22 protein-coding genes are annotated in these 19,638 nt (G+C 56.1%); 15 read left to right on the forward strand and 7 right to left on the reverse strand.

Annotated elements, in window-relative coordinates; all coding sequences use genetic code 11:
- Positions 1–14: 14 nt before the first annotated feature.
- A complete protein-coding gene (locus AC2FFP_RS14920; protein WP_496768621.1) occupies positions 15–698 on the reverse strand; it encodes a GntR family transcriptional regulator in 684 nt (227 codons plus the stop codon).
- Between the two features lie 140 nt (positions 699–838).
- Between AC2FFP_RS14920 and AC2FFP_RS14925 the strand changes: the two genes are divergently transcribed.
- From AC2FFP_RS14925 to AC2FFP_RS14945, 5 genes are all read left to right on the forward strand, one after another.
- A complete protein-coding gene (locus AC2FFP_RS14925) occupies positions 839–1,924 on the forward strand; it encodes a polyamine ABC transporter substrate-binding protein (RefSeq protein WP_113791802.1) in 1,086 nt (361 codons plus the stop codon).
- Between the two features lie 69 nt (positions 1,925–1,993).
- The gene (locus AC2FFP_RS14930; protein WP_496881205.1) at positions 1,994–3,121 is read left to right on the forward strand and encodes an ABC transporter ATP-binding protein; all 1,128 of its coding nucleotides are present in this window, start codon (positions 1,994–1,996) and stop codon (positions 3,119–3,121) included.
- On the forward strand, positions 3,121–4,011 hold the full coding sequence (locus AC2FFP_RS14935) for an ABC transporter permease subunit (protein WP_496881206.1): 891 nt from the start codon (positions 3,121–3,123) through the stop codon (positions 4,009–4,011). The genes AC2FFP_RS14930 and AC2FFP_RS14935 overlap by 1 nt, the downstream gene beginning before the upstream one ends.
- The gene (locus tag AC2FFP_RS14940) at positions 4,008–4,826 is read left to right on the forward strand and encodes an ABC transporter permease (protein WP_058272596.1); all 819 of its coding nucleotides are present in this window, start codon (positions 4,008–4,010) and stop codon (positions 4,824–4,826) included. Before AC2FFP_RS14935 ends, AC2FFP_RS14940 begins: the two co-directional genes overlap by 4 nt.
- Positions 4,823–6,133 (forward strand): NAD(P)/FAD-dependent oxidoreductase, encoded by a 1,311-nt coding sequence (locus AC2FFP_RS14945; RefSeq protein WP_496768616.1) that lies wholly within the window; start codon positions 4,823–4,825, stop codon positions 6,131–6,133. The genes AC2FFP_RS14940 and AC2FFP_RS14945 overlap by 4 nt, the downstream gene beginning before the upstream one ends.
- On the opposite strand, the gene AC2FFP_RS14950 is transcribed toward AC2FFP_RS14945, so the two are convergent.
- The 3 genes from AC2FFP_RS14950 to AC2FFP_RS14960 are packed head-to-tail and all read right to left on the reverse strand — an operon-like array spanning position 6,130 to position 8,924.
- The gene (locus AC2FFP_RS14950; protein ID WP_496726533.1) at positions 6,130–6,996 is read right to left on the reverse strand and encodes a phosphotransferase; all 867 of its coding nucleotides are present in this window, start codon (positions 6,994–6,996) and stop codon (positions 6,130–6,132) included. The genes AC2FFP_RS14945 and AC2FFP_RS14950 overlap by 4 nt on opposite strands.
- A gap of 54 nt (positions 6,997–7,050) precedes the next feature.
- Positions 7,051–7,722 carry a flagellar hook capping FlgD N-terminal domain-containing protein gene (locus tag AC2FFP_RS14955; RefSeq protein WP_496768614.1) on the reverse strand — a complete coding sequence of 224 codons (672 nt, stop codon included), beginning with the start codon at positions 7,720–7,722 and terminating at the stop codon, positions 7,051–7,053.
- Positions 7,719–8,924 (reverse strand): flagellar hook-length control protein FliK, encoded by a 1,206-nt coding sequence (locus AC2FFP_RS14960; protein ID WP_496881207.1) that lies wholly within the window; start codon positions 8,922–8,924, stop codon positions 7,719–7,721. The genes AC2FFP_RS14955 and AC2FFP_RS14960 overlap by 4 nt, the downstream gene beginning before the upstream one ends.
- A gap of 111 nt (positions 8,925–9,035) precedes the next feature.
- On the opposite strand from AC2FFP_RS14960, the gene AC2FFP_RS14965 reads away from it, so the two are divergent.
- The 6 genes from AC2FFP_RS14965 (at position 9,036) to AC2FFP_RS14990 (ending at position 12,724) form a co-directional block, all read left to right on the forward strand.
- A complete protein-coding gene (locus AC2FFP_RS14965; protein WP_496768610.1) occupies positions 9,036–9,317 on the forward strand; it encodes a rod-binding protein in 282 nt (93 codons plus the stop codon).
- Positions 9,301–9,660: a flagellar biosynthesis protein FlgN gene (locus AC2FFP_RS14970; protein ID WP_282120342.1), complete on the forward strand. Its 360-nt coding sequence runs from the start codon at positions 9,301–9,303 to the stop codon at positions 9,658–9,660. The genes AC2FFP_RS14965 and AC2FFP_RS14970 overlap by 17 nt, the downstream gene beginning before the upstream one ends.
- Positions 9,661–9,871: 211 nt before the next feature.
- Positions 9,872–11,083 (forward strand): flagellin N-terminal helical domain-containing protein, encoded by a 1,212-nt coding sequence (locus AC2FFP_RS14975; RefSeq protein ID WP_170417286.1) that lies wholly within the window; start codon positions 9,872–9,874, stop codon positions 11,081–11,083.
- Positions 11,084–11,160: 77 nt separating this feature from the next.
- Positions 11,161–11,535: a flagellar biosynthesis regulator FlaF gene (gene flaF / locus AC2FFP_RS14980; RefSeq protein ID WP_496842242.1), complete on the forward strand. Its 375-nt coding sequence runs from the start codon at positions 11,161–11,163 to the stop codon at positions 11,533–11,535.
- Positions 11,535–11,933: a flagellar biosynthesis repressor FlbT gene (gene flbT, locus AC2FFP_RS14985; protein ID WP_496842244.1), complete on the forward strand. Its 399-nt coding sequence runs from the start codon at positions 11,535–11,537 to the stop codon at positions 11,931–11,933. The genes flaF and flbT overlap by 1 nt, the downstream gene beginning before the upstream one ends.
- Positions 11,933–12,724 carry a DUF1217 domain-containing protein gene (locus AC2FFP_RS14990; protein ID WP_496779425.1) on the forward strand — a complete coding sequence of 264 codons (792 nt, stop codon included), beginning with the start codon at positions 11,933–11,935 and terminating at the stop codon, positions 12,722–12,724. The genes flbT and AC2FFP_RS14990 overlap by 1 nt, the downstream gene beginning before the upstream one ends.
- Positions 12,725–12,810: 86 nt before the next feature.
- Here AC2FFP_RS14990 and AC2FFP_RS14995 read toward each other — a convergent pair whose 3' ends face one another.
- The 3 genes from AC2FFP_RS14995 to AC2FFP_RS15005 form a co-directional block, all read right to left on the reverse strand.
- Positions 12,811–14,382: a DUF427 domain-containing protein gene (locus AC2FFP_RS14995; protein ID WP_496726540.1), complete on the reverse strand. Its 1,572-nt coding sequence runs from the start codon at positions 14,380–14,382 to the stop codon at positions 12,811–12,813.
- Positions 14,383–14,490: 108 nt separating this feature from the next.
- Positions 14,491–15,192, reverse strand: coding sequence for a winged helix-turn-helix domain-containing protein (locus AC2FFP_RS15000; protein ID WP_170563590.1), 702 nt, complete (start codon positions 15,190–15,192; stop codon positions 14,491–14,493).
- Complete coding sequence (locus tag AC2FFP_RS15005) at positions 15,164–15,448, reverse strand: hypothetical protein (RefSeq protein WP_496768601.1); 285 nt, start codon at positions 15,446–15,448, stop codon at positions 15,164–15,166. Before AC2FFP_RS15005 ends, AC2FFP_RS15000 begins: the two co-directional genes overlap by 29 nt.
- A 177-nt stretch (positions 15,449–15,625) precedes the next feature.
- On the opposite strand from AC2FFP_RS15005, the gene AC2FFP_RS15010 reads away from it, so the two are divergent.
- From AC2FFP_RS15010 to AC2FFP_RS15025, 4 genes are all read left to right on the forward strand, one after another.
- Positions 15,626–16,099 carry a hypothetical protein gene (locus AC2FFP_RS15010; protein WP_496768599.1) on the forward strand — a complete coding sequence of 158 codons (474 nt, stop codon included), beginning with the start codon at positions 15,626–15,628 and terminating at the stop codon, positions 16,097–16,099.
- Between the two features lie 112 nt (positions 16,100–16,211).
- Positions 16,212–16,829 (forward strand): ribonuclease HII, encoded by a 618-nt coding sequence (rnhB, locus tag AC2FFP_RS15015; protein ID WP_496739368.1) that lies wholly within the window; start codon positions 16,212–16,214, stop codon positions 16,827–16,829.
- Between the two features lie 107 nt (positions 16,830–16,936).
- Positions 16,937–18,040, forward strand: a complete 1,104-nt coding sequence (locus AC2FFP_RS15020) for a site-specific DNA-methyltransferase (RefSeq protein WP_496768598.1) — start codon at positions 16,937–16,939, stop codon at positions 18,038–18,040.
- A 144-nt stretch (positions 18,041–18,184) separates the two neighbouring features.
- Positions 18,185–19,567 (forward strand): adenylate/guanylate cyclase domain-containing protein, encoded by a 1,383-nt coding sequence (locus tag AC2FFP_RS15025; RefSeq protein WP_496768595.1) that lies wholly within the window; start codon positions 18,185–18,187, stop codon positions 19,565–19,567.
- The last annotated feature ends 71 nt before the right edge of the window (positions 19,568–19,638 follow it).

Consider the following 19,638-nt stretch of genomic DNA (forward strand, 5'->3'; position numbering starts at 1 on the left):
CGAATCGACGTGAATCAGGCGCGGATCAAAGCGTCCGACATCAATTCCATACCCTGCTCAATGTCCTGAGCGGTTGCTTTCGCCACCTTTTCCGCATCTTTCGCCCGCAAGCTTGCGATGATGTCCTTGTGCCGATCCGGCAGGCTATGTGTTCCGAATCGTCCGCAAACAACGCGTAGTGAGGGGCCGAACCGCAGCCAAAGCCTCTCGGCTAGATCGTTGAGAATTGGAGCATCCGCATGCGCATATAACGTTTCATGAAACTGGTGGTTTAAGCGCAGGTAACCACTGACGTCGCCGTCTGTGATGGTCTGATCCAATCGCTGATCAAGCTTCTCGAGCTGGTCGATATCAGCAGGTTTTAGATTCGCGGTTGCCCGCCTGGAAAGCTCTGATTCTATTGATATTCTGGCAAAAATCATCTGCTCGACATCGGTACCCGACAGTAACGGCACGCTGACCCGTCGATTGCCCTGAAACACCAGCGCGCCGTCCGAAATCAGCCGCCGGATCGCCTCGCGGACGGGGGTCATTCCAACCCCAAGCGATTCGGTCAAACCTTGTATCGTGACGGGTTGTCCCGGGACCAGATCACCGTACATGATCTGCGATCTCAGGGTTTGGTACACCTGTTCATGAGCCGGTCTTTTACCCTCATCCACATTCGGGCCAGATGCTTTATTTTTGATCAAATCCAATTAGTTTACCCTGTTTCGCGTGGTGTCGACTTGCCAGACGCCTGACCTCGTGAAACCATACGATGGATCGGGGAAAAACGCAAAACTTGATCAAATCAAAAAAAACGGGAAAATACCCGTACACTTGCAGGGAGAGAAATATGTCAATCAAAACGCTGACAATGACAGCGATTGTCGCGCTGGGGACTTCGGCGGCTTTTGCCGAAGAGGTGCGCGTCTATAACTGGTCCGACTATATCGACGAGGATCTGCTGAAGAAATTTGAAGAAGAGACAGGGCTGACCCTGATCTACGACGTGTTCGACAGCAATGAGGTTCTGGAAACCAAGATGCTTGCCGGTGGATCAGGCTATGACGTAGTTGTGCCGTCGGGCACGTTTCTACAGCGTCAGATTCAGGCTGGCGCCTTTCAGGAACTGGACGAAGCAAAGCTGTCGAATTCAGGAAACCTATGGGACGTGATTCAGGAACGTACCGCAGGCTATGACCCGAACAACGCCTATTCGATCAACTACATGTGGGGGACGACCGGCCTCGGCGTTAACGTTGGTAAGGTTAAGGAAGTGCTAGGCGATGACGTGGCTCTGAACAGCATGGACTTGGTTCTGAAACCAGAGAATATGGAAAAGCTGGCCTCGTGCGGCGTCCATTTCCTGGACGCTCCGGCCGAGATTATTCCGATGGTGCTGCAGTATATCGGTGAAGATCCGGACAGCCATGACACCGATGTGATCGGTAAAGCCGAAGAAGTTCTGGCTGGCGTTCGCCCGCATATCCAGAAATTCCACAGCTCGGAATACATCAACGCGCTGGCAAATGGCGATATCTGCGTAGCTGTCGGTTGGTCAGGTGACATCCTGCAAGCGCGGGATCGCGCGGCCGAGGCCGAAAATGGCGTGGAAATTGAATACCACCCATTCGCTGAAGGTTCGCTGATGTGGTTCGACCAGATGGCCATCCCGGCGGATGCTCCGAACCCGGAAGGCGCACACCAGTTCTTGAACTTCATTCTGGACGCCAACAACATGGCTGCCGCATCGAACTATGTGTACTATGCCAATGGCAACAAGGCTTCTCAGGAGTTCCTTGAGGAAGACGTGATTGGTGATCAGGCAATCTATCCGAGTGATGCCACGATGCAGAATCTCTACATCACGACGCCTTATCCCGTCAAAACGCAGCGGAGCGTGACCCGCCTGTGGACCAAAATCAAATCGGGCACCTGAACCGAAGTATCTGAGCAAGGCGGCCCGACCGCCTTGCCCTTTCAATCAGACCGTCGAACGGGGGCCGCCTTGAACACAAACGTCTTTGCGCCGTGGGAAGATCCACAGGCGAAACCATTGATCCAATTCCAGAATGTGACCAAGCGTTTTGGCGGATTCACGGCGATCGACAACCTGTCACTGGACATCTTCGAACAGGAATTCTTTGCTTTGCTCGGTCCATCCGGTTGCGGCAAAACGACCATGATGAGGATGCTGGCAGGGTTTGAAAAACCTACCGAAGGGCACATCATGCTGGGCGGGCAGGACATCGACCCGATCCCGCCAAACAAACGGGCTGTGAACATGATGTTCCAGTCTTATGCGCTGTTTCCTCACCTCAGTATCTGGGAGAATATCGCCTTCGGTTTGCGCCGGGACAGCATGCCCAAGAGGGATCTTGAAGACCGCGTGGAAGAGATGTTGCGCCTGACCCGGCTTGAGCAATTCGCCCGCCGTAAACCGCACCAGATTTCGGGTGGCCAACGGCAACGGGTCGCGCTGGCACGGTCACTGGCCAAAGCGCCAAAACTGCTGTTGCTGGACGAACCCTTGGGTGCGCTGGACAAAAAACTGCGGCAGGACACCCAGTTCGAGCTGATGGACATTCAGGAAAAGACCGGCACCACCTTTGTGATCGTGACCCATGATCAGGAAGAGGCGATGACTGTCGCCAGCCGCGTCGCCGTGATGGATCAAGGCAAGTTGATGCAGGTATCGACGCCGGACAGGATCTATGAAAACCCCAACTCAGTCTATGTCGCTGACTTTATCGGGGATGTGAATATCATCGAAGGTCGGGCGACCGCGAACGGCGATGAAGCCTATCAGATCGACTGGGCCGAGGGGCAATCCCCGCTGACCGCAACCTCGTCGACAGAATTCTCGAACGGGCAAAGCTGCCATCTGGCGATCCGCCCCGAAAAGGTGACGATCTCGGCCGACCGCCCGGCGGATGCCATCAATGCGGTACAGGGCAAGGTGCTTGACATCGCCTATCTGGGCAATTTGTCCACCTATTACGTGGAACTGCCAAATGGCACGATCATCAAGGCGCAATCGGCCAACACGCGCCGAATCTCGCGCCGTTCGTTTACATGGGAAGACCCGGTCTGGCTGTCATGGACGGCAACGGCTGCGGTTTTGTTGGCAAACTGATGCGCCGCGCCCTTCTGATCGCTATTCCATATGTCTGGCTGCTGGCCCTGTTTCTGATACCGTTTTTTATCGTTCTGAAGATTTCGCTGTCGGATGTCGAGCTGGCGATCCCGCCATATACGCCGACTCTGGATCTGTCGCAGGGTTGGGCTGGGATAACCGACTTTTTCAGCCAGCTGGATTTCGAAAACTTCGTCTGGCTGACCGAAGATGACCTTTACTGGAAAGCCTACCTGTCCAGCGTCAAGATCGCTCTGATCTCGACGGTTCTGACGTTGCTGGTGGGTTATCCGATTGCCTATGGGATGGCCCGCGCGCCAGCCGAATGGCGTCCGACACTGATGATGCTGGTGATCCTGCCGTTCTGGACTTCGTTCCTGATCCGCGTTTACGCGTGGATGGGAATTCTCAGCAATGAAGGCTATCTGAACCAGATTTTGTTGTGGCTGGGTATCATTTCGACCCCGCTGACCATTTTGAACACCAATACTGCCGTCTACATTGGTATCGTCTACACCTATTTGCCCTTCATGATCCTGCCGATTTATTCGTCGTTGGAGCGCATGGATGAATCCCTGATCGAAGCAGCAGAAGATCTGGGCTGTTCCCGTCTGAAGGCGTTCTGGCTGGTGACAATACCGCTGTCGCGCCCCGGTATCATCGCCGGCTGTTTCCTGGTGATGATCCCGGTGATCGGTGAATTCGTGATCCCGTCGCTGTTGGGCGGGTCCAGCACGCTGATGATCGGCAAGGTGCTGTGGGAAGAGTTCTTCTCGAACCGCGATTGGCCGGTGGCCAGTGCCGTTGCCGTTGTGTTGTTGCTGATCCTCGTGATTCCGATTGTGCTGTTCCAGCGCAACCAGCAGAAACAGACGGAGGCCGAGCAATGAACAGGCTGAGTTGGTTCAACGCGGTGTCTCTGACACTGGGCTTTGCGTTCCTCTACATCCCGATGGTCATCCTGATCATCTTCAGCTTCAACGAAAGCAAGCTGGTCACAGTATGGGCGGGGTTCTCGACCAAATGGTACGGTGAGCTTGCCCAGAACGAGGCATTTCTGAACGCGGCCTGGGTGACGATACGGGTTGCGGTGTTCTCATCCACATTGGCCACCGTTCTTGGCACCGCTGCCGCATATGTTCTGGTCCGTGGCGGGCGGTTTTTTGGCAGGACACTGTTTTCCGGAATGATTTACGCGCCTCTGGTAATGCCCGAAGTGATCACCGGCCTGTCGTTGCTGCTGCTGTTTATCGGCATTGGGCTGGACAGGGGCATTCTGACCATCGTTCTGGCCCACACAACCTTTTCGATGTGCTTTGTGTCGGTCGTCGTGTCCTCGCGCCTTGTGACATTTGACAAGTCGCTGGAAGAGGCCGCTTTGGATCTGGGATGTTCGCCAGCGCAGGCGTTCCGTCTTGTGACACTGCCGATCATTGCGCCCGCGGTGATTTCAGGCTGGCTGCTGGCTTTTACCCTATCGCTGGACGATCTGGTTATCGCGTCCTTTACCTCGGGCCCGTCGGCGACAACGCTGCCGATCAAGATATTCTCGGCCGTGCGTCTGGGCGTCAGCCCCGAGATCAACGCGCTGTCTACCATCATGATTGCAGTCGTCACGGTTGGCGTTATCACCGCCTCGCTGGTGACGAAACGCGCAATGGTTCGGCAAAAGCAGGATGAACTTGCCGCTGCGCGCACCGAATGAAGCGTCTTTTTCCGGACTACACCTATGGGCCTGGACCCCTTCAGAACTGCTGGTGGGATCAGACAATTTCGGCACCTGATTGGCCGACCCATAAAGGTGATCTGAACGTTGACGTCGCAATCGTCGGCGGCGGTTTCACGGGGCTTTCGGCAGCCCTGCATCTGGCCGAGGCAGGTGTGAAAGTTGCGGTTCTTGAGGCCGCAACCCCGGGGTGGGGTGCCTCGGGCCGGAATGGCGGATTTTGCTGTCTCGGAGGGTCCAAGCTAAGCCATGGGTCTTTGGTCCGTGGGTTTGGCGCTGAGGCTGCGCAGTCCTACGAACAAGCGGAAGAAGATGCTGTTCAGCTTGTCGCGGATTTGCTGGAACAGCATCAGATCGACGCCGATACCCATTCGAAAGGGGAAACCCAACTGGCCCATTCGGCACGGGCGATGGAAAAGCTACGTCGTAACGCAGAAGCATCAGGTGTCTTGCACGGTTCTGGTGACCTGCAACACCTGGGTCTGGGCGGTTCCTTTCATGGTGCCTATACAAATCCGGTTGGTTTCGCTCTTAACCCTCGAAAGTACCTGTTTGGCTTGGCAGGTGCGGCCCAGGCGCGGGGCGTACAGCTTTTCCAGAAATCGCCAGTTGAAACCATCAGGAAAGCTCAGGCCGGGTTCGATATTGAATCCGGATCAGGTCAAATCCGCGCCACGAATGTTCTGATTTGTACGAACGGATACTCCAGCGAGGATATGCCGCCCTGGTTGTCGGGACGCTACATGCCCACGCAATCCACGGTTCTGGTGACCCGGCCCCTGACAGACGCTGAGTTGCAAGCGCAGGGGTGGACCTCGGAGCAGATGTGTTATGACACCCGAAACCTGCTGCACTATTTCCGCCTGATGCCTGATCGGAGGTTCCTGTTCGGCATGCGCGGAGGGTTACAGTCGTCCCCTCGGGCCGAGGCCGCCATTCGCCGGACAATGCGTCGGGACTTTCAGGCCATGTTTCCGGAATGGAAAGAAGTGGATGTGACCCATATGTGGTCCGGAATGGTGTGCCTGTCGCGCAAGCTGACGCCTTATGTCGGGCCGGTTCCCGATCAACCCGGAATGTTTGCCGCCTTTGCCTATCACGGGAACGGCGTTGCCATGGGGACGTATTGCGGGCGCGCCCTTGCCCGCCTGGTTTTGGATAAACAGACCGAGTTGCCCGCGCCGATTGCACAGCCGCCGGGACGGTTTCCTCTTGGGTTCTGGCGGCGCGCCTTGATGCCGCCCGCCTATGCTGCGATGGCAATCGCGGATCGGTTATCGCTCTAAAGCGCGGCGACTTCCAGTTCGAGCGTTTGGGCATAATCTGCAGCCCCGTTTTCGATGCGCCACAAACAGTAGGCAGCCATGCGCCATGCAAACCACGGGCGCAAATCCCGGTATCGCGCGACAGTTTCATCGTGACCATATGCTGCCAGAAACCGCTCTTCCTCGGTCACGCTCAGGGGTGCGCCGCGGTAAAGCCGTTGCATGGCTGGGGACAGGAACATCGCAATGTCCTCGCACGGATCGCCCCAAGCCGGGCACTGCCAGTCGATCAGGGTTATGCCGGTCGCCGCGACAAGGATGTTTCCGGCCACGGTATCGCCATGGATCAGGCATGTGTGTGCGGTCGCGGGCACATGGCCTTTGGGGCGCAGCTGCGCGAGCCGTGCTCGTGTATCAGAGGTGCAGACGCTTAGAATACGCTCGGCATGTTCAGCCAGGTCCCGACTGCCATTGCAGCCATCCGGCGCTTGGACCGAAACATCAAGCCTGTGTAGTTCACTCAGCAAACCAGCGACACTCTCAGGCCTTTCTTGCCACGGTGATCCGGGAGCGTGATCGTAGAACACCCAATGGCCTGTATCATGTGTTCCTGTCGCACGCAGGCGAGGAACAAATCCGGTTGGCTCAAGGGTGCGTAAGCATAGCGCTTCGAGTTCCGGGTCGTTGCGAAACAGCGGATTGCGCGGTGTTGCGCGATACAGCTTCAGAACCTTGTCACCGCTGCCACCCAGTACTTTCCAGACCTGATTTGTTCGCCCGCCATACAACGTTTGAAACTCTGCGCCGGGCTGAACAAAGTCACGGGCGCGCAGATCGTCGACCAGATCAGAAGGGGGGCGGGTTGGGGCAGGCAGGAGTTTCACCAATGCAGTTAGCGAGTCGAATCTGCCAAGGTTTGAACTGTCTTGCCCGGCAGATCAAGTTCCGGCTCTGACCCCGGTTACCGTCGTAGCAGCGACAACCTTCCCGCTTTCGAGGGTCAGCATAACCTGATTGTCCGTAACCTGAGCTTCGACAACTTCGCCATAGGTCTCTGCCAGCTGTGTCGATAACAGCTCGTCGCCATCATAACTTTCCAGTGTGGCCGAGTAACTCCCCGCCGCCAGAGGCTGCCCATCGCTTCCCTGACCAGTCCAAACCGTTCTATCGTCGGTCGTGGAAACAGCCACACGATCGACAACGGCTCCGTCACTGTCGCGGATGACTATGACCGCCTTGTCAGCATCTGGTGAGGGTGTGGCAAACAGCGTCAAAGGCTCGCCCTCATATTGGAAAGCCGCGGGCGCTCGCACGTCCATCCCGATCCATTTGCCGAGTTTGTCCAGATTTGCGCCACCCAGCGCCTGTCCAAGTGTCGCCAACAAATCATTTGTCTGAACCTGTTGTTCGACCATCGAGAATTGCGCCAGTTGCGATGCATATTCCGAGGCATCCAACGGTTTCAACGGGTCCTGATTCTGGGCCTGTACGGTCAGCATTGTCAGGAATGTCTCAAAGTCCGATGCCAGACCTGTTTGCTTTGACGCGTCTTGGGTTTGAACTGTGGCTGACGGTTGGGCGTTGGATTGGGTCGGGGTAATCAATTTCACAACCTCATGTCGATGCGGCCAACGGGGCCGGTTTTGGGAATGGGTGGCGCGTTTGAAGAGGAATCGGTGAGTTGCGCGGTCTCAGCAGGCGATCCTTCCTGGTGGCCGGCCTGATTCTGTTCGGCGTCTCCGGATGTCCCGAGGTCAAATGACAGATCGCCTAAGCCAAAATTTTTGAACTCTTCCTCCAACACCGCCAAATGACGGCGCATCATCTCGAGGGTTTCCGGGCGCTCGGCGGAAATTGTCAGATGCAATCCGTCATCGCGGCCGTTCAACATGATGGACACCCGCCCCAGTTCTTCGGGGTTCAGCGCGATTTCAACGGAACCGGATTTCGGCTGTGTGGTGATGACGGCAGCCATTTGCCCGGCGACGGCGCGCGCTGTCTCGGCCCGGGCAGTCTGTGCCATGGCTTGTGTAAAAGTTACCGGATCCCGCCCCGCCGAAACGGGCGAATCTGCCCTGAGGGCGTGAACGTCTTCGACCTCGTGAAATGCTGGCGCGTCAGTCTGAGCACGGGTTTTTTCCGGCGCGAACATCTGCAATTGAGCGATGCTTGGTGCGCGATCCGGGTTGGTCGTTTGTTGAGGTGCAAGATTGCTTTGCGGCGGATGTTGCGTTTCATGCCGGTGCCGCTCTGGATGAACGGTCCGGTCTGCGGTCTCTTTTCGGGATACGCCCACAGGTTGCAACGCAAAAGCCGCAAGGTCCACCTTTCCCCGCGCAGCAATTGGTTGTGACGCAGGGCTCAAAGCCGCGCTGTGCCGAAAATCCGGGGTGACTATGCGCGAATCATTGATGCCTGCATCCAGTCTATCGACCTTGTTGGATAGGCCGGTTTGCTCGGTTTCAGGCACTTTCGGACTGCGCGGGTCGGTTAACGCAGCTGACACGGGTGTTTCGGAGGGATCGCGTTTTGTGCCCACTTCAAGACGCGTGTCCAGAAGGGGTGTCCGCTCACTCTGGTTGAGATCAGCGGACACTTCTGCATCTTCAAGCAAGACAGCCTCGTCCGTTTCAACGTCCACGTCCGGTTCTGCGCCTGTAAGAGCGGCTGCTTCTTCTTTGTTCTCACCTTTGTGTTGATTGAGCACGGCCTCAAACGTAGCGCCACTTTCATCCCCCTGCTCGGGATTGATTCCGTGGGGTTTGGCGGTTGCGGTCGGCGAGGATGACATCACTGAAAGAGGGTTGGGCATTATGCTCCGACTCCGGTTGCGCGACCGGAAACCTGCCTGCAGGAAGTTACGTTTATTTTAACTGCTTTCGCTTTTGATCGAAAAAGTTCGATGCAATTTTTGGAGAAAGCAATGAAGGTTTCCCCGCCTCTCTCCCCATCTCACCCCCCTGCCTATTCCCAGAAATTGCGGGAGGCGGCCATAGAACTAGAGGCTGCGTTTCTGAGTGAGATGCTGAAATCGGCCGGGCTGGGCAAAGCGCGCCAATCCTTTGGCGGCGGTGCAGGCGAAGATCAGTTTGCCTCATTTCTTGTTCAGCATCAGGCCCGTGCGCTGGCCAGATCCGGTGGCGTTGGCCTTTCTGAAATCCTGTTCCAATCTATGATGGAGAAAACCGATGCCAAAGACGTCTGAAGCCGACCTTGTAAAATCACTCGAAGACGTTCTTGAGCTTGAGCGAAACGCGCTGGTGCAGGGCGATCTGGATCGTCTGCATAACACGGCTCCGGAAAAGGAAAAACTGATCGGTGCGATTAATGATCTTGACGTCTTTGATAGTGATGAACTGATCCGCCTGCAAAGAAAGGTCGAGCGGAACCAGGCGTTACTAAACAGCGCCGCCGAAGGGATTCGCGCGGTGGCCAACCGCATGGCCGAGTTACGGCGCGTGCGGCAAGAATTCACCACCTATGGTGCGGACGGGCAGCGCAGCGAATTTGCCGTCCGCCATCAAGCCAAGCTGGAAAAACGGGCATAGATAAGGGTTTGATTCAAATCCGAGGTTTCTGACCTTCGCGCTTTAGCACTCCGTTAGGGGATCGACGTCAAAGGTGTTCGGGCACCTGGACAAATCAGGTGGCGCGAACAGCCCGACGGCGGATCGCACCGATCAGAAAGACGTCAAAGCCCGCACCAGTGGCGGGATGAGCATGGGCGCAAAGGGCCCGAACGGAAAAGGAAGAAAGCTAATGTCCAGCATTCTGACAAACAATGGCGCCATGGTTGCGCTGCAAACTCTCAAGTCGGTCAACAAGGATCTTGGGGCAACGCGGAACGCGATCTCCACCGGTAAGGACGTTGCGACTGCGAAAGACAACTCGGCCGTCTGGGCGATTTCCAAGGTCATGGAATCGGATGTCAAAGGCTTCAACGCGATCAAAGACAGCCTGGCACTGGGTGAGTCCACCGTAGCGGTTGCGCGTAACGCGTCCGAAACGGTCACCGATCTGCTGTCTCAGATGAAAAGCAAGATCGTTGCAGCACAGGAAGACAACGTAGATCGCGACAAGATCAACGACGATGTCACCGCGTTAAAGGGCCAGATAAACTCGGTTGTTAACGCCGCGCAATTCAACGGCCTCAACCTGGTTAACGGCTCGGCGGGTTCCGCTTCGATCCTGGCGTCTCTTGACCGGGACAACTCTGGCAACGTGACCGCGTCGTCTATCACTGTTGCGGGTCAGGACCTTTCTACCGGCGGGTACACGGCGGCTCAGGTGTTTGACGGTTCGACCGGGTCTTCCACCGGCAACGACCGCGTTGGTGCGACGATTGACAACGGCACAACTTCGGCAACTGCGCTGGTAACGGATGAATCCAGTGGTGCGTTTGCTGCAGGTGACAAGGTTGTGTTGGCGATCGACGATCAGGTCGTATCCTACACGGTTTCTGCAACGGATGCTGCGGCCTCTACGACCGGTGATATCGTTGCAGTGGGTTTGAAGGCGAAAATTGATGAACTTGGTATCACGGGTCTGACTGTTGATTATGACTCGGGCACCGCGGGCACCTTGTCCGTTGCCAATGCCACCGGCACGGACATTTCGTTCTCGGCTCAGTATGTGAACGCGGGTTCAGGCGGTCTTGGCGCATTGACGGGCATTGATGTTTCAACCGGTGCAGGTGCTACGGCCGCGTTGGCCACAATCGAGACGCTGATTGACACATCGATCGATGCATCGGCGGCTTTTGGTTCTTCGCAAGGTCGGATCGAAACGCAGAAGGAGTTCATTTCGAACCTGGCGGATTCGTTCAAATCCGGAATCGGGTCATTGGTCGATGCGGATATGGAAGAAACCTCGGCACGTCTGCAGGCGCTTCAGGTTCAGCAACAGCTGGCAACCCAGTCGCTGTCGATCGCAAATCAGGCACCGCAGTCGATTCTGTCACTGTTCCGCTAAGTTAAGGAACATGGTCGGGGCGCGGCAACGCGCCCCGATACTGACCGCCAAGTGGCAGATTACCGGAAGGATATTAAGTGACCCCGCAAGCCCTCGCACAACGAGCATATGCACAGACCGCCGCGCCAACGCGCACCCCGCGCGATACGGAATACGAAGCGATTTCGAAAATCACGCGCAGGCTCAAGGCCGCCGCGGCCCGCCAAAAATCAGATTTCGGCGCGTTTGTGCAGGCTTTAAACGAAAACCGGCGACTGTGGACCGTACTGGCCAGTGGCGTCACGGACTCTGACAATGCGCTGCCAAATGATCTGCGTGCGCGGATATTCTATCTGGCTGAATTCACCGAACAACACAGCAGCCAGGTATTGGGGAACAAAGCCTCGGTTGAGCCATTGTTGGAGATCAACATGGCGGTTCTGCGCGGTCTTCGCCAAATGGGGGCTACCTGATGGCAGGGTTGGTTTTGAAATTGGCGCCGAAAGAGCGGGTTTTGATCAACGGTGTAGTCGTGGAAAATGGCGACCGCCGTAGTCGGTTTTCGATCATGACGCCTGAGGCAAATGTACTGCGCCTGCGGGATGCGATCCACCCAGACCAGGTGAACACTCCGGTTCGACGTGTCTGCTATGCTGCTCAACTTGTGCTGTCTGGACATATGGAACCCGATCAGGCACGCCAACAATTGTTACGGCGCGTCGAAGAGCTGAGCCAGGTCTTTACTGACGCCGACAGTCGCCGGGTTCTGTCCGAGGCAACGCAAGCGCTTCTGGATCAGCAGTTTTACAAATGCCTTAAAGCCTTGCGCGCGCTGCTGCCCCGCGAAGAGCGGCTCATGGCCTACCAGTAATGACGTTCCAGCCGGTCATACCTTCGGGCGGCATTGTCGGCTGGCGATTCCTGCAGCGGACATATGACGCGCAGATCGACAGTTTTTCTTCGTCCCCTGTCAACAAAAGGGACAGTGAGTACTTTTTGGAGAAGATCAAAAAGGTCCAGACAGCAGAGGAATTGGTGTCCGATCGCCGGCTGTTGCAAGTTGCACTTGGCGCCTTTGGGTTGGAATCCGACTTGGACAATCGCTATTTCATCCAGAAGATCCTGTCCGACGGGACCAAGGCGCAGGATGCGTTGTCCAATCGTCTGTCCGACAAAAGGTACCGGCAGTTTTCCGAGGCGTTTGGGTTTGGGCCGGGCGAGGTGCGAAAAACCGGGCTGATCACCAACATGGAAGAGATTGCACGTGACAGTGTCGTGTCGCGATTTGAAATTGCTGTGGGTGAATCAGATGAAACGATGCGGATCGCTTTGTATGCGCAGCATGCTCTGGGGGAGCTGGCTCAAAAGGAAGGCAGCAAAGATACCAAGTGGTTTGATTTGATGAGCTTGCCTCCGCTGCGGCGGATGATGGAAAATGCTCTGGGGTTACCGTCCAGCTTTGGCCAGTTGAATATCGACAAGCAACTGGAAGTGTTCAAAGACAGGTTGTCAGGGCTGACCGGGTCCGATGATCTGGCCCAATTCGAGGATAAGGCCGCAATAGAGCGGCTGACAGATCAATTCCTTGCCCGTAGTCAAATCGCCCAGCTTGAAAGCGCGATTTCCCCGGCGCAGACTGCGCTAATCCTGCTTGGTGTCTAAGGCAAAAAAGTGCTTCGGACGCGCGACGACCACCAGAAGCATTGTCGGGTGGCCCTGATTGATTTGAACTGCGCGCTTTTTGTATCTTAAGCGTTCAGAACGGCATCTGCGGACGTTCTGAGAGCATAAGACTCGACCGGTTGCGAAACGTTATGCAGCTTGACGTCGCCAAGAGGCAGCGCATTGGCGCAGGCGGGCACAATATCGGCAGACACCACAATCCTGTGGTTTTTGGTTTTTCCATATTCACCCAGACGCGCAGCGATATTCGCGGCTTGTCCGATCACGGTAAAGTCCAGCCGTTCACGTGAACCGACATTGCCGTAGGTCACGCGCCCGTAGGCAACCCCGATTGAGCAATCACAATGGTTGTCGGAACCTGACTGGCGCAACTCTCCCAACTTTTCTACGATGTTGATGGCGCTTCGCTGCGCGTTCTCGCGGGCGTTTTTTGAATCCTCACCCGCTGGAAACACGGCAAGGACCGCGTCACCGATGAACTTCAGGACTTCGCCGCCGTTTTCATGCACAATGCCAGAAACGGTTTCAAAAAAGTCGTTCAGTAGATTTATGTAGTCGGCGCGCCCCAGTTTCTCTTCCAAGCTGGTCGAATTGCGCAGATCACAGAACATAATGGCGGCATCAATTTCATCCCCGTCACCGCGCCGGATCTCACCCCCTAAGACGCGCGCGCCCGAGCGTTTGCCAACATAGGTTTCAAGCAGGACCTGAGCGTTCTCGCGCTGCATGAAAACCTCATAAAACCGGGCGATGACCAGCGAGCATTCGAACACCAGCCCTAGGTTTTCCGTCGTGAAACCGTCCGGGTGATCGCAGGTCAGGGTCAGAACGTTGGTACGTCCATCCGAGAACGGCAACGGCATGGCGACATAGTCGGTCGCCCCTTTTTCACGCAGGTCCTCCATTATTGGAAAGCTATTGTGGGGATTTTCCGCGTTCAGCCGCTGTCGCACGCCGCCCAGCCCGTTCGACACATGACGTAATGGGCTGTTGATATAAGCCGGGTGGTCGTGGATTTCGTAGGTCGGAACATTGGTCGAAATCTCGGCCTCACCCTTTTCCCAGATGTAGTGCTTGCCCGCTATCAGCGGATGCAGGGACCATGTCAGGATGCTCAGGCGCTGGATGGCGATCCCATGTTCCAGCATTTTCTCGGCCAGCGCTTTGGTGAATGCCTCAGGCGTGTCATTCGCAGACGCCCCACGCATCAGCCAATCGATCAAAGGACCACTGATATTGCCGTCTTCGGGTTCCCGGAGCTGGTTATCGCCCAAATCTATCCGGGTATACGCGTTGGGCAAAAATCCGATATGCCCTTGAATGGCGGCGCTTTCTGGCAGGGCCTCCTCATAGGCCCAAACGGAATTGGCCAGTCGTTCACCATCAAGGATGACGTCGTGATAGGTCGCAGTGCCCTTGAAGGGGCAAAAAGTCTGCAACTCGGTTTCGTCGCTGAGATCCACCAGCACGTCCTCGCGCGGGATGTAGATCGTTGGCGGCAGCCGCGTTTCGTACATGACCTTGGCGTTGCTGCTTTCGGCTAAAAGGTCCTGGTCCCGGTAAATCGCAATTTTACCGCTTAACCGTTCGACCGAGATCCCATAGCCCTTTGGTCTTGCTGTGGCGTGGACGTTCATCATCATCCTCCCTGGCCCGGGGTCACTATAGGATGGGCCTTGTGAAGGGGATTTCCAAGGGGCGGTCTCGGCATTTTTATCGTGCGATAGCTGCGAAACCCCGTCGGATCAGACCATCTGGATTACATCCTTTTCGATGGACAGCATATAGCCTTTCTTGGCGATGTTCTTGACCAGCAGCTCGCTGACCATCTGATTGCCCAAGGCATCACGCAACCTTTTGATCCGCGTGGCGCCGGCAGCTTCGTCACAGTCGGCGGCGCTTTTGCCCGAGATCATCGCCTCGATCTGAACACCGGATAGAACCTCATCATCCAGTCGAGACTCAGCCAGGACGGACAATGTCTCCATCGCTGCGGGCGTCAGTTTGAAATCCATATTGTTCAGGTAGACGGTGTTTTCCTCGCGACTGATCAGCAAGGATGTCACTTGAATACCAGTTCGTTCAATTTGCGCCATCCGACGGTTCAGCATCACTAGCATCACCAGAAAAACCAGCGCCGTCACAAGCATGGCGCTGGCAAAGACCAGCAATACAAATATCACCATACGATAGCTGGACAGCGTATCGGCAAAGGCGGTGCCGGACTGGGCCAATATCTCCAACAGGCGAATTTCAGTCTGCGAGGTCAGATCGCTTTCGACAAATAGCCGTTCAACGCGTGCGTTAAAGGCGTTGGCGTCCGGCAGGGTCCAGAACAAAAAGATGGCGGCAGTGACGAGAATCAGGATGATCGCCGCAATACCCGCACCGACCAGTCTTGTTCCCGACCGTCTGGCTTCAGTAACGGAGATAGAATTGTCCGGCATTGGCCTTCCTTTTTTCCAATCCTTCCGGCCCAAAGACAGACATGACGTTCAACAAGGTCCAGCCCGAAGCACTAAGGCGTTGCGAGACTTCTTGTCGGGCCTGGCCTTTATCACAGGCCGAAACCTGCATCACGCCATAATGCAGCCGCAGGGGGTTGTCCTGCTTGGCCTTGTAGTCCGCATAGCACTCTGCCGACGCGGCGGTACCAAGCGATATCAGGGCCGCAACGGCCAGAGAAGAGAGGATCGGTTTCATAGGCTGCATCCTGCGCATGGGTTTGCACGATATTCAATAACCTAAGGGGTTTGAGGGGCGTGATATCGGATAACAACCGCCCGTTATTGCTTGTCTGAAGCGGGCGGACCCAGTGTTGGGGCATCACGTTTGCGGTCTGTGCCGGATCGCCCCGAAACACCAGGAAGGACACGCATCATGCACCGGAAGTTCATCGCTATTATCGTCGCTACTGCTGTTACCATCACCGGCGTCTCAGCCTCGCAGGCGCGGGCTGCGGATGCCAAGGACATCCTTGGTGGGCTTGCCGCTATTGCGATCATCGGGGCAGGGGTCCACTACTATAACCAGGAAAAACGCAAGAACCGGACCCGGACAACGCGTCATCAGACCTACACGCCCCAACCTTATGTAGCGCAGCCCAGCTACCCGGTGCGCCCTCTGCCGCAGCATGTCGCGCGATATGATCTGCCGCAGAAATGCCTGCGCACATTCAATACGTATTCGAACAATCATCCGCTTCTGGCGCCGAAGTGCCTCAAGAAGCACTACAAACATGCCAATAGCCTGCCGCAAGAGTGCAAGGTCGGATTCTGGAACGGCAATAAGGTGAAGCGGGCATATGAACCCGCATGCCTGCGCCAGAAGGGATACCGCGTCGTTTACAAGTAATCACTTTCGAGCAGGAGCGGCGCCACAGAAGCGCCGCGCAGGAGAGGGTGGCGCAAGCCGCCCTCTCTTTTTTTTTCTTGCGGTGGGGCGCGAAACGCGGTTTTCGGTTGGTATGACAACGCCAGATTATTCGATTGAACAGGCGGCAGTGGCGCAAGGATATCTGCGCATTGCCGGTGTGGATGAGGTGGGCCGTGGGCCATTGGCCGGGCCTGTGGTTGCCGCCGCCGTGATCCTGAACCCCGAAGATATTCCCGAGGGGCTGAACGATTCCAAGAAACTGACGGCGAAACGACGGGCTGTTTTGGATATCGCGGTTCGTGACCGGGCTGAATTTGCGATAGCTGAAGCCTCGGTTGCCGAGATTGACGAACACAACATCTTGCGTGCCTCGCATCTGGCGATGGAACGAGCGGTTGCGGCCCTTGATCCTCCGCCGGACTATCTGCTGATTGACGGAAACATGATCCCTCGCGGTTTGACGATCCCGGCGCAGGCAGTTGTCAAAGGGGATGCGCATTCGGTGTCGATTGCGGCGGCTTCTATCATTGCCAAAAACTGGCGCGATCAACTGATGGTGGATTTGGCGCAACAGCATCCCGGCTACGGATGGGAGAAGAACGCAGGCTATCCGTCAAAACAACACAGAGAAGCGCTGCGAAATCTTGGTGTGACCCCACATCATAGGCGTTCATTCAAGCCGGTACACAATATCTTGTATCAAGAGTAAATCGTAAGCCGCTGATTCAAAAAAGAAATTGACGGCGAATCGACTTTGACTCATCCTTGTCTCAACCAAATGAGCGCAAAAGCGCCGTGGATACTTGAGGCAGTAAAATGACAACAACCACCAAAAAGGGCGTGAAAACGCTCCCTTTAAACACGATTCTATCTGGCGACTGCATCGATGTGATGAACAGTCTGCCTGCGGAGTCGGTTGATCTGATTTTCGCGGATCCGCCGTATAATCTGCAACTCAAAGGCCAGTTGCACCGCCCCGATAACAGCCAGGTTGATGCGGTCGACGATCACTGGGATCAGTTTTCAAGCTTTGGTGTTTATGATCTGTTCACCCGCGAATGGCTGAAAGCGGCGCATCGTCTCCTCAAGCCCAACGGCGCGATTTGGGTGATTGGGTCCTACCACAACATTTTTCGCGTCGGTACAGCCCTGCAGGACGCCGGATACTGGATTCTGAACGATGTTGTCTGGCGCAAATCGAACCCGATGCCGAATTTCCGTGGCAAGCGGTTTACCAATGCGCATGAGACGATGATTTGGGCCTCAAAGCGTGAGGGTGCTAAGTACACGTTCAATTATGAAGCGCTGAAGGCGCTGAACGAAGGCGTGCAGATGCGCAGCGACTGGGTTCTGCCGATCTGCACCGGACATGAACGCCTCAAGGATGAAAATGGCGACAAGGCGCACCCGACGCAAAAGCCGGAATCGCTGCTGCACCGTGTCCTGATTGGTTCGACCAACCCCGGTGATGTTATTCTGGACCCGTTTTTTGGGACGGGCACAACCGGTGCCGTTGCCAAGATGCTGGGCCGCGAATTTATCGGGATTGAGCGCGAGGAAAGCTATCGCAAGGTTGCCGAGAAGCGTATCTCGAAAGTCCGCAAATTCGACCGGGAAGCGCTGGAAGTCAGCGCAAGCAAACGCGCTGAGCCGCGCGTGCCCTTTGGCCAATTGGTTGAACGCGGTATGTTGCGTCCGGGTGAAGAGCTTTATTCCATGAATCAGCGTCACAAAGCCAAAGTGCGTGCGGACGGAACGCTGGTGGGCGACAACGTCAAAGGCTCGATCCACCAGGTCGGGGCGCATCTGGAAAACGCGCCCTCATGCAATGGCTGGACCTATTGGTGCTTCAAACGCGATGGCAAAACGGTGCCGATCGACGTTTTGCGTCAGCAGATCCGGTCCGAGATGCACAACTGATTTCAAGAATGCCGCCGGTGCCTGTGGCCTGACACAAGGCACTACGCCTTGCCCCGCCGATCTCGGCGGGGTCTTTTGTTTTATTCTTCATTCAGTTCCGATATGAGATTCCTTGTCCTGCTGCTCACGGAAGGAACCTTGGCAATGTCGGATACCACAGCCAGCGAAACCCGATTTGGGCGGTTTTTTGTGACACAGCCCGACAAATATGATCTGGACAACAAGTACACCGAGGCTGCGCTGGAACGGCACAAGCGCGAAGGGTTGGAACTGGCTGTCCGCGCCCGCTGGGTAGCGATGGGCCTGACTGGCATTTTGTTGATCTACCTGAACCCCCATTGGGACGTTCTGTGGTATCACTTCATCCTGTTATTGATTTGCGCCAATGGTTGGTTGATCCGGCGGGCTGGCAGCGTGGGCCAGTCACGGGTCGAGCTTTTGCTGATCTTCGTCGACTTGCTGATCATGACTTTGGGGATGATCGTGCCGAACCCGTTCAGCGATGATGTTCGACCGCTGGCAATGCAATACCGGTTCGACAACTTCCAGTATTTCTTCATCATTCTGGCAGCGGGAACTCTGGCCTATTCGTGGCGCACGGTCGTGGCAATCGGCACGTGGACGGCGACGATGTGGACGGTAGGCTGGATCATCGCCTGGTGGGTCGCTACGCCAATTCCGGGCATCAGTGAGCGCATGTTCGAGGCATTGGCCGGGTATCCGGATGTTGCGGAGTTGCTGGACCCCAACAGTTTCATGGTCCCTCAGCGTATTCAGCAGGTGATCGTATTCCTGATGGTCGCGGTTACGCTTGGTATCTCGATGCGGCGGCTCAATCGATTGTTGATGACAAATGCCGGGCTTGAAAGGGAACGCGCAAACCTGTCGCGATATTTCTCTCCGAACGTTGTGGACGAGCTCAGCCAGAATGATGAGCCGCTCAAGCAGGTTCGCAAAGAAGACATCGCCGTTTTGTTCATCGACATCGTGGGGTTTACCAAATTCGCTGCCGGGCGCGACCCCTATGACGTCATTGAAGTTTTGCGCGGGTTTCACGCCCGAATGGAAACCGAAGTGTTTCGCCATCATGGCACGTTGGACAAATATCTGGGGGACGGATTGATGGCAACCTTCGGCACACCGGTGCCGACCCCATTGGATGCCAGCAACGCGGTCGCCTGCGCCCGTGATATGGTGGGCGTGATCGATCGTTGGAACATTGAACGGCGGCGCGCGGGCGAGCCCGAGATTCACGTGGGGATCGGTGTTCACTACGGTTCGGTGGTTTTGGGGGACATCGGAGCGAACCGACTGGAATTTGCGGTTATCGGGGATGCGGTGAATGTCTCCGCCAAGCTTGAGGCGCTGACGCGGGAACTGGGCGCGCGCGTGGTGCTGAGTGATGCGGTACGGGCACAGGTGATACAAGAAGGCAACAACGCTACCGATCTGACAGCAGGTTTTGTGAGGCATGAGAACCAGCCGGTCCGTGGGGTTCAGGGCTCTATGGATATCTGGGTTCGGTAGGACGGGTGGCTCCCGCCGATCTGCCACGCATCAAAGATGCGGGTCATCCCGTTGGGCCGGGCAGCGCGCTG

It is taken from the genome of Ruegeria sp. YTSC004 (assembly GCF_059609805.1).

Bases quoted from the DNA above. Each gene is read 5' to 3' on its own strand.
- AC2FFP_RS14925 (WP_113791802.1), top strand. From the start codon at position 839: ATGTCAATCAAAACGCTGACAATGACAGCGATTGTCGCGCTGGGGACT.
- AC2FFP_RS14935 (WP_496881206.1), top strand. From the start codon at position 3,121: ATGCGCCGCGCCCTTCTGATCGCTATTCCATATGTCTGGCTGCTGGCC.
- AC2FFP_RS14940 (WP_058272596.1), top strand. From the start codon at position 4,008: ATGAACAGGCTGAGTTGGTTCAACGCGGTGTCTCTGACACTGGGCTTT.
- AC2FFP_RS14945 (WP_496768616.1), top strand. From the start codon at position 4,823: ATGAAGCGTCTTTTTCCGGACTACACCTATGGGCCTGGACCCCTTCAG.
- AC2FFP_RS14960 (WP_496881207.1), bottom strand. From the start codon at position 8,924: ATGCCCAACCCTCTTTCAGTGATGTCATCCTCGCCGACCGCAACCGCC.
- AC2FFP_RS14965 (WP_496768610.1), top strand. From the start codon at position 9,036: ATGAAGGTTTCCCCGCCTCTCTCCCCATCTCACCCCCCTGCCTATTCC.
- AC2FFP_RS14970 (WP_282120342.1), top strand. From the start codon at position 9,301: ATGCCAAAGACGTCTGAAGCCGACCTTGTAAAATCACTCGAAGACGTT.
- AC2FFP_RS14975 (WP_170417286.1), top strand. From the start codon at position 9,872: ATGTCCAGCATTCTGACAAACAATGGCGCCATGGTTGCGCTGCAAACT.
- flbT (WP_496842244.1), top strand. From the start codon at position 11,535: ATGGCAGGGTTGGTTTTGAAATTGGCGCCGAAAGAGCGGGTTTTGATC.
- AC2FFP_RS14990 (WP_496779425.1), top strand. From the start codon at position 11,933: ATGACGTTCCAGCCGGTCATACCTTCGGGCGGCATTGTCGGCTGGCGA.
- AC2FFP_RS14995 (WP_496726540.1), bottom strand. From the start codon at position 14,382: ATGAACGTCCACGCCACAGCAAGACCAAAGGGCTATGGGATCTCGGTC.
- AC2FFP_RS15000 (WP_170563590.1), bottom strand. From the start codon at position 15,192: ATGCCGGACAATTCTATCTCCGTTACTGAAGCCAGACGGTCGGGAACA.
- AC2FFP_RS15005 (WP_496768601.1), bottom strand. From the start codon at position 15,448: ATGAAACCGATCCTCTCTTCTCTGGCCGTTGCGGCCCTGATATCGCTT.
- AC2FFP_RS15010 (WP_496768599.1), top strand. From the start codon at position 15,626: ATGCACCGGAAGTTCATCGCTATTATCGTCGCTACTGCTGTTACCATC.
- rnhB (WP_496739368.1), top strand. From the start codon at position 16,212: ATGACAACGCCAGATTATTCGATTGAACAGGCGGCAGTGGCGCAAGGA.
- AC2FFP_RS15020 (WP_496768598.1), top strand. From the start codon at position 16,937: ATGACAACAACCACCAAAAAGGGCGTGAAAACGCTCCCTTTAAACACG.
- AC2FFP_RS15025 (WP_496768595.1), top strand. From the start codon at position 18,185: ATGTCGGATACCACAGCCAGCGAAACCCGATTTGGGCGGTTTTTTGTG.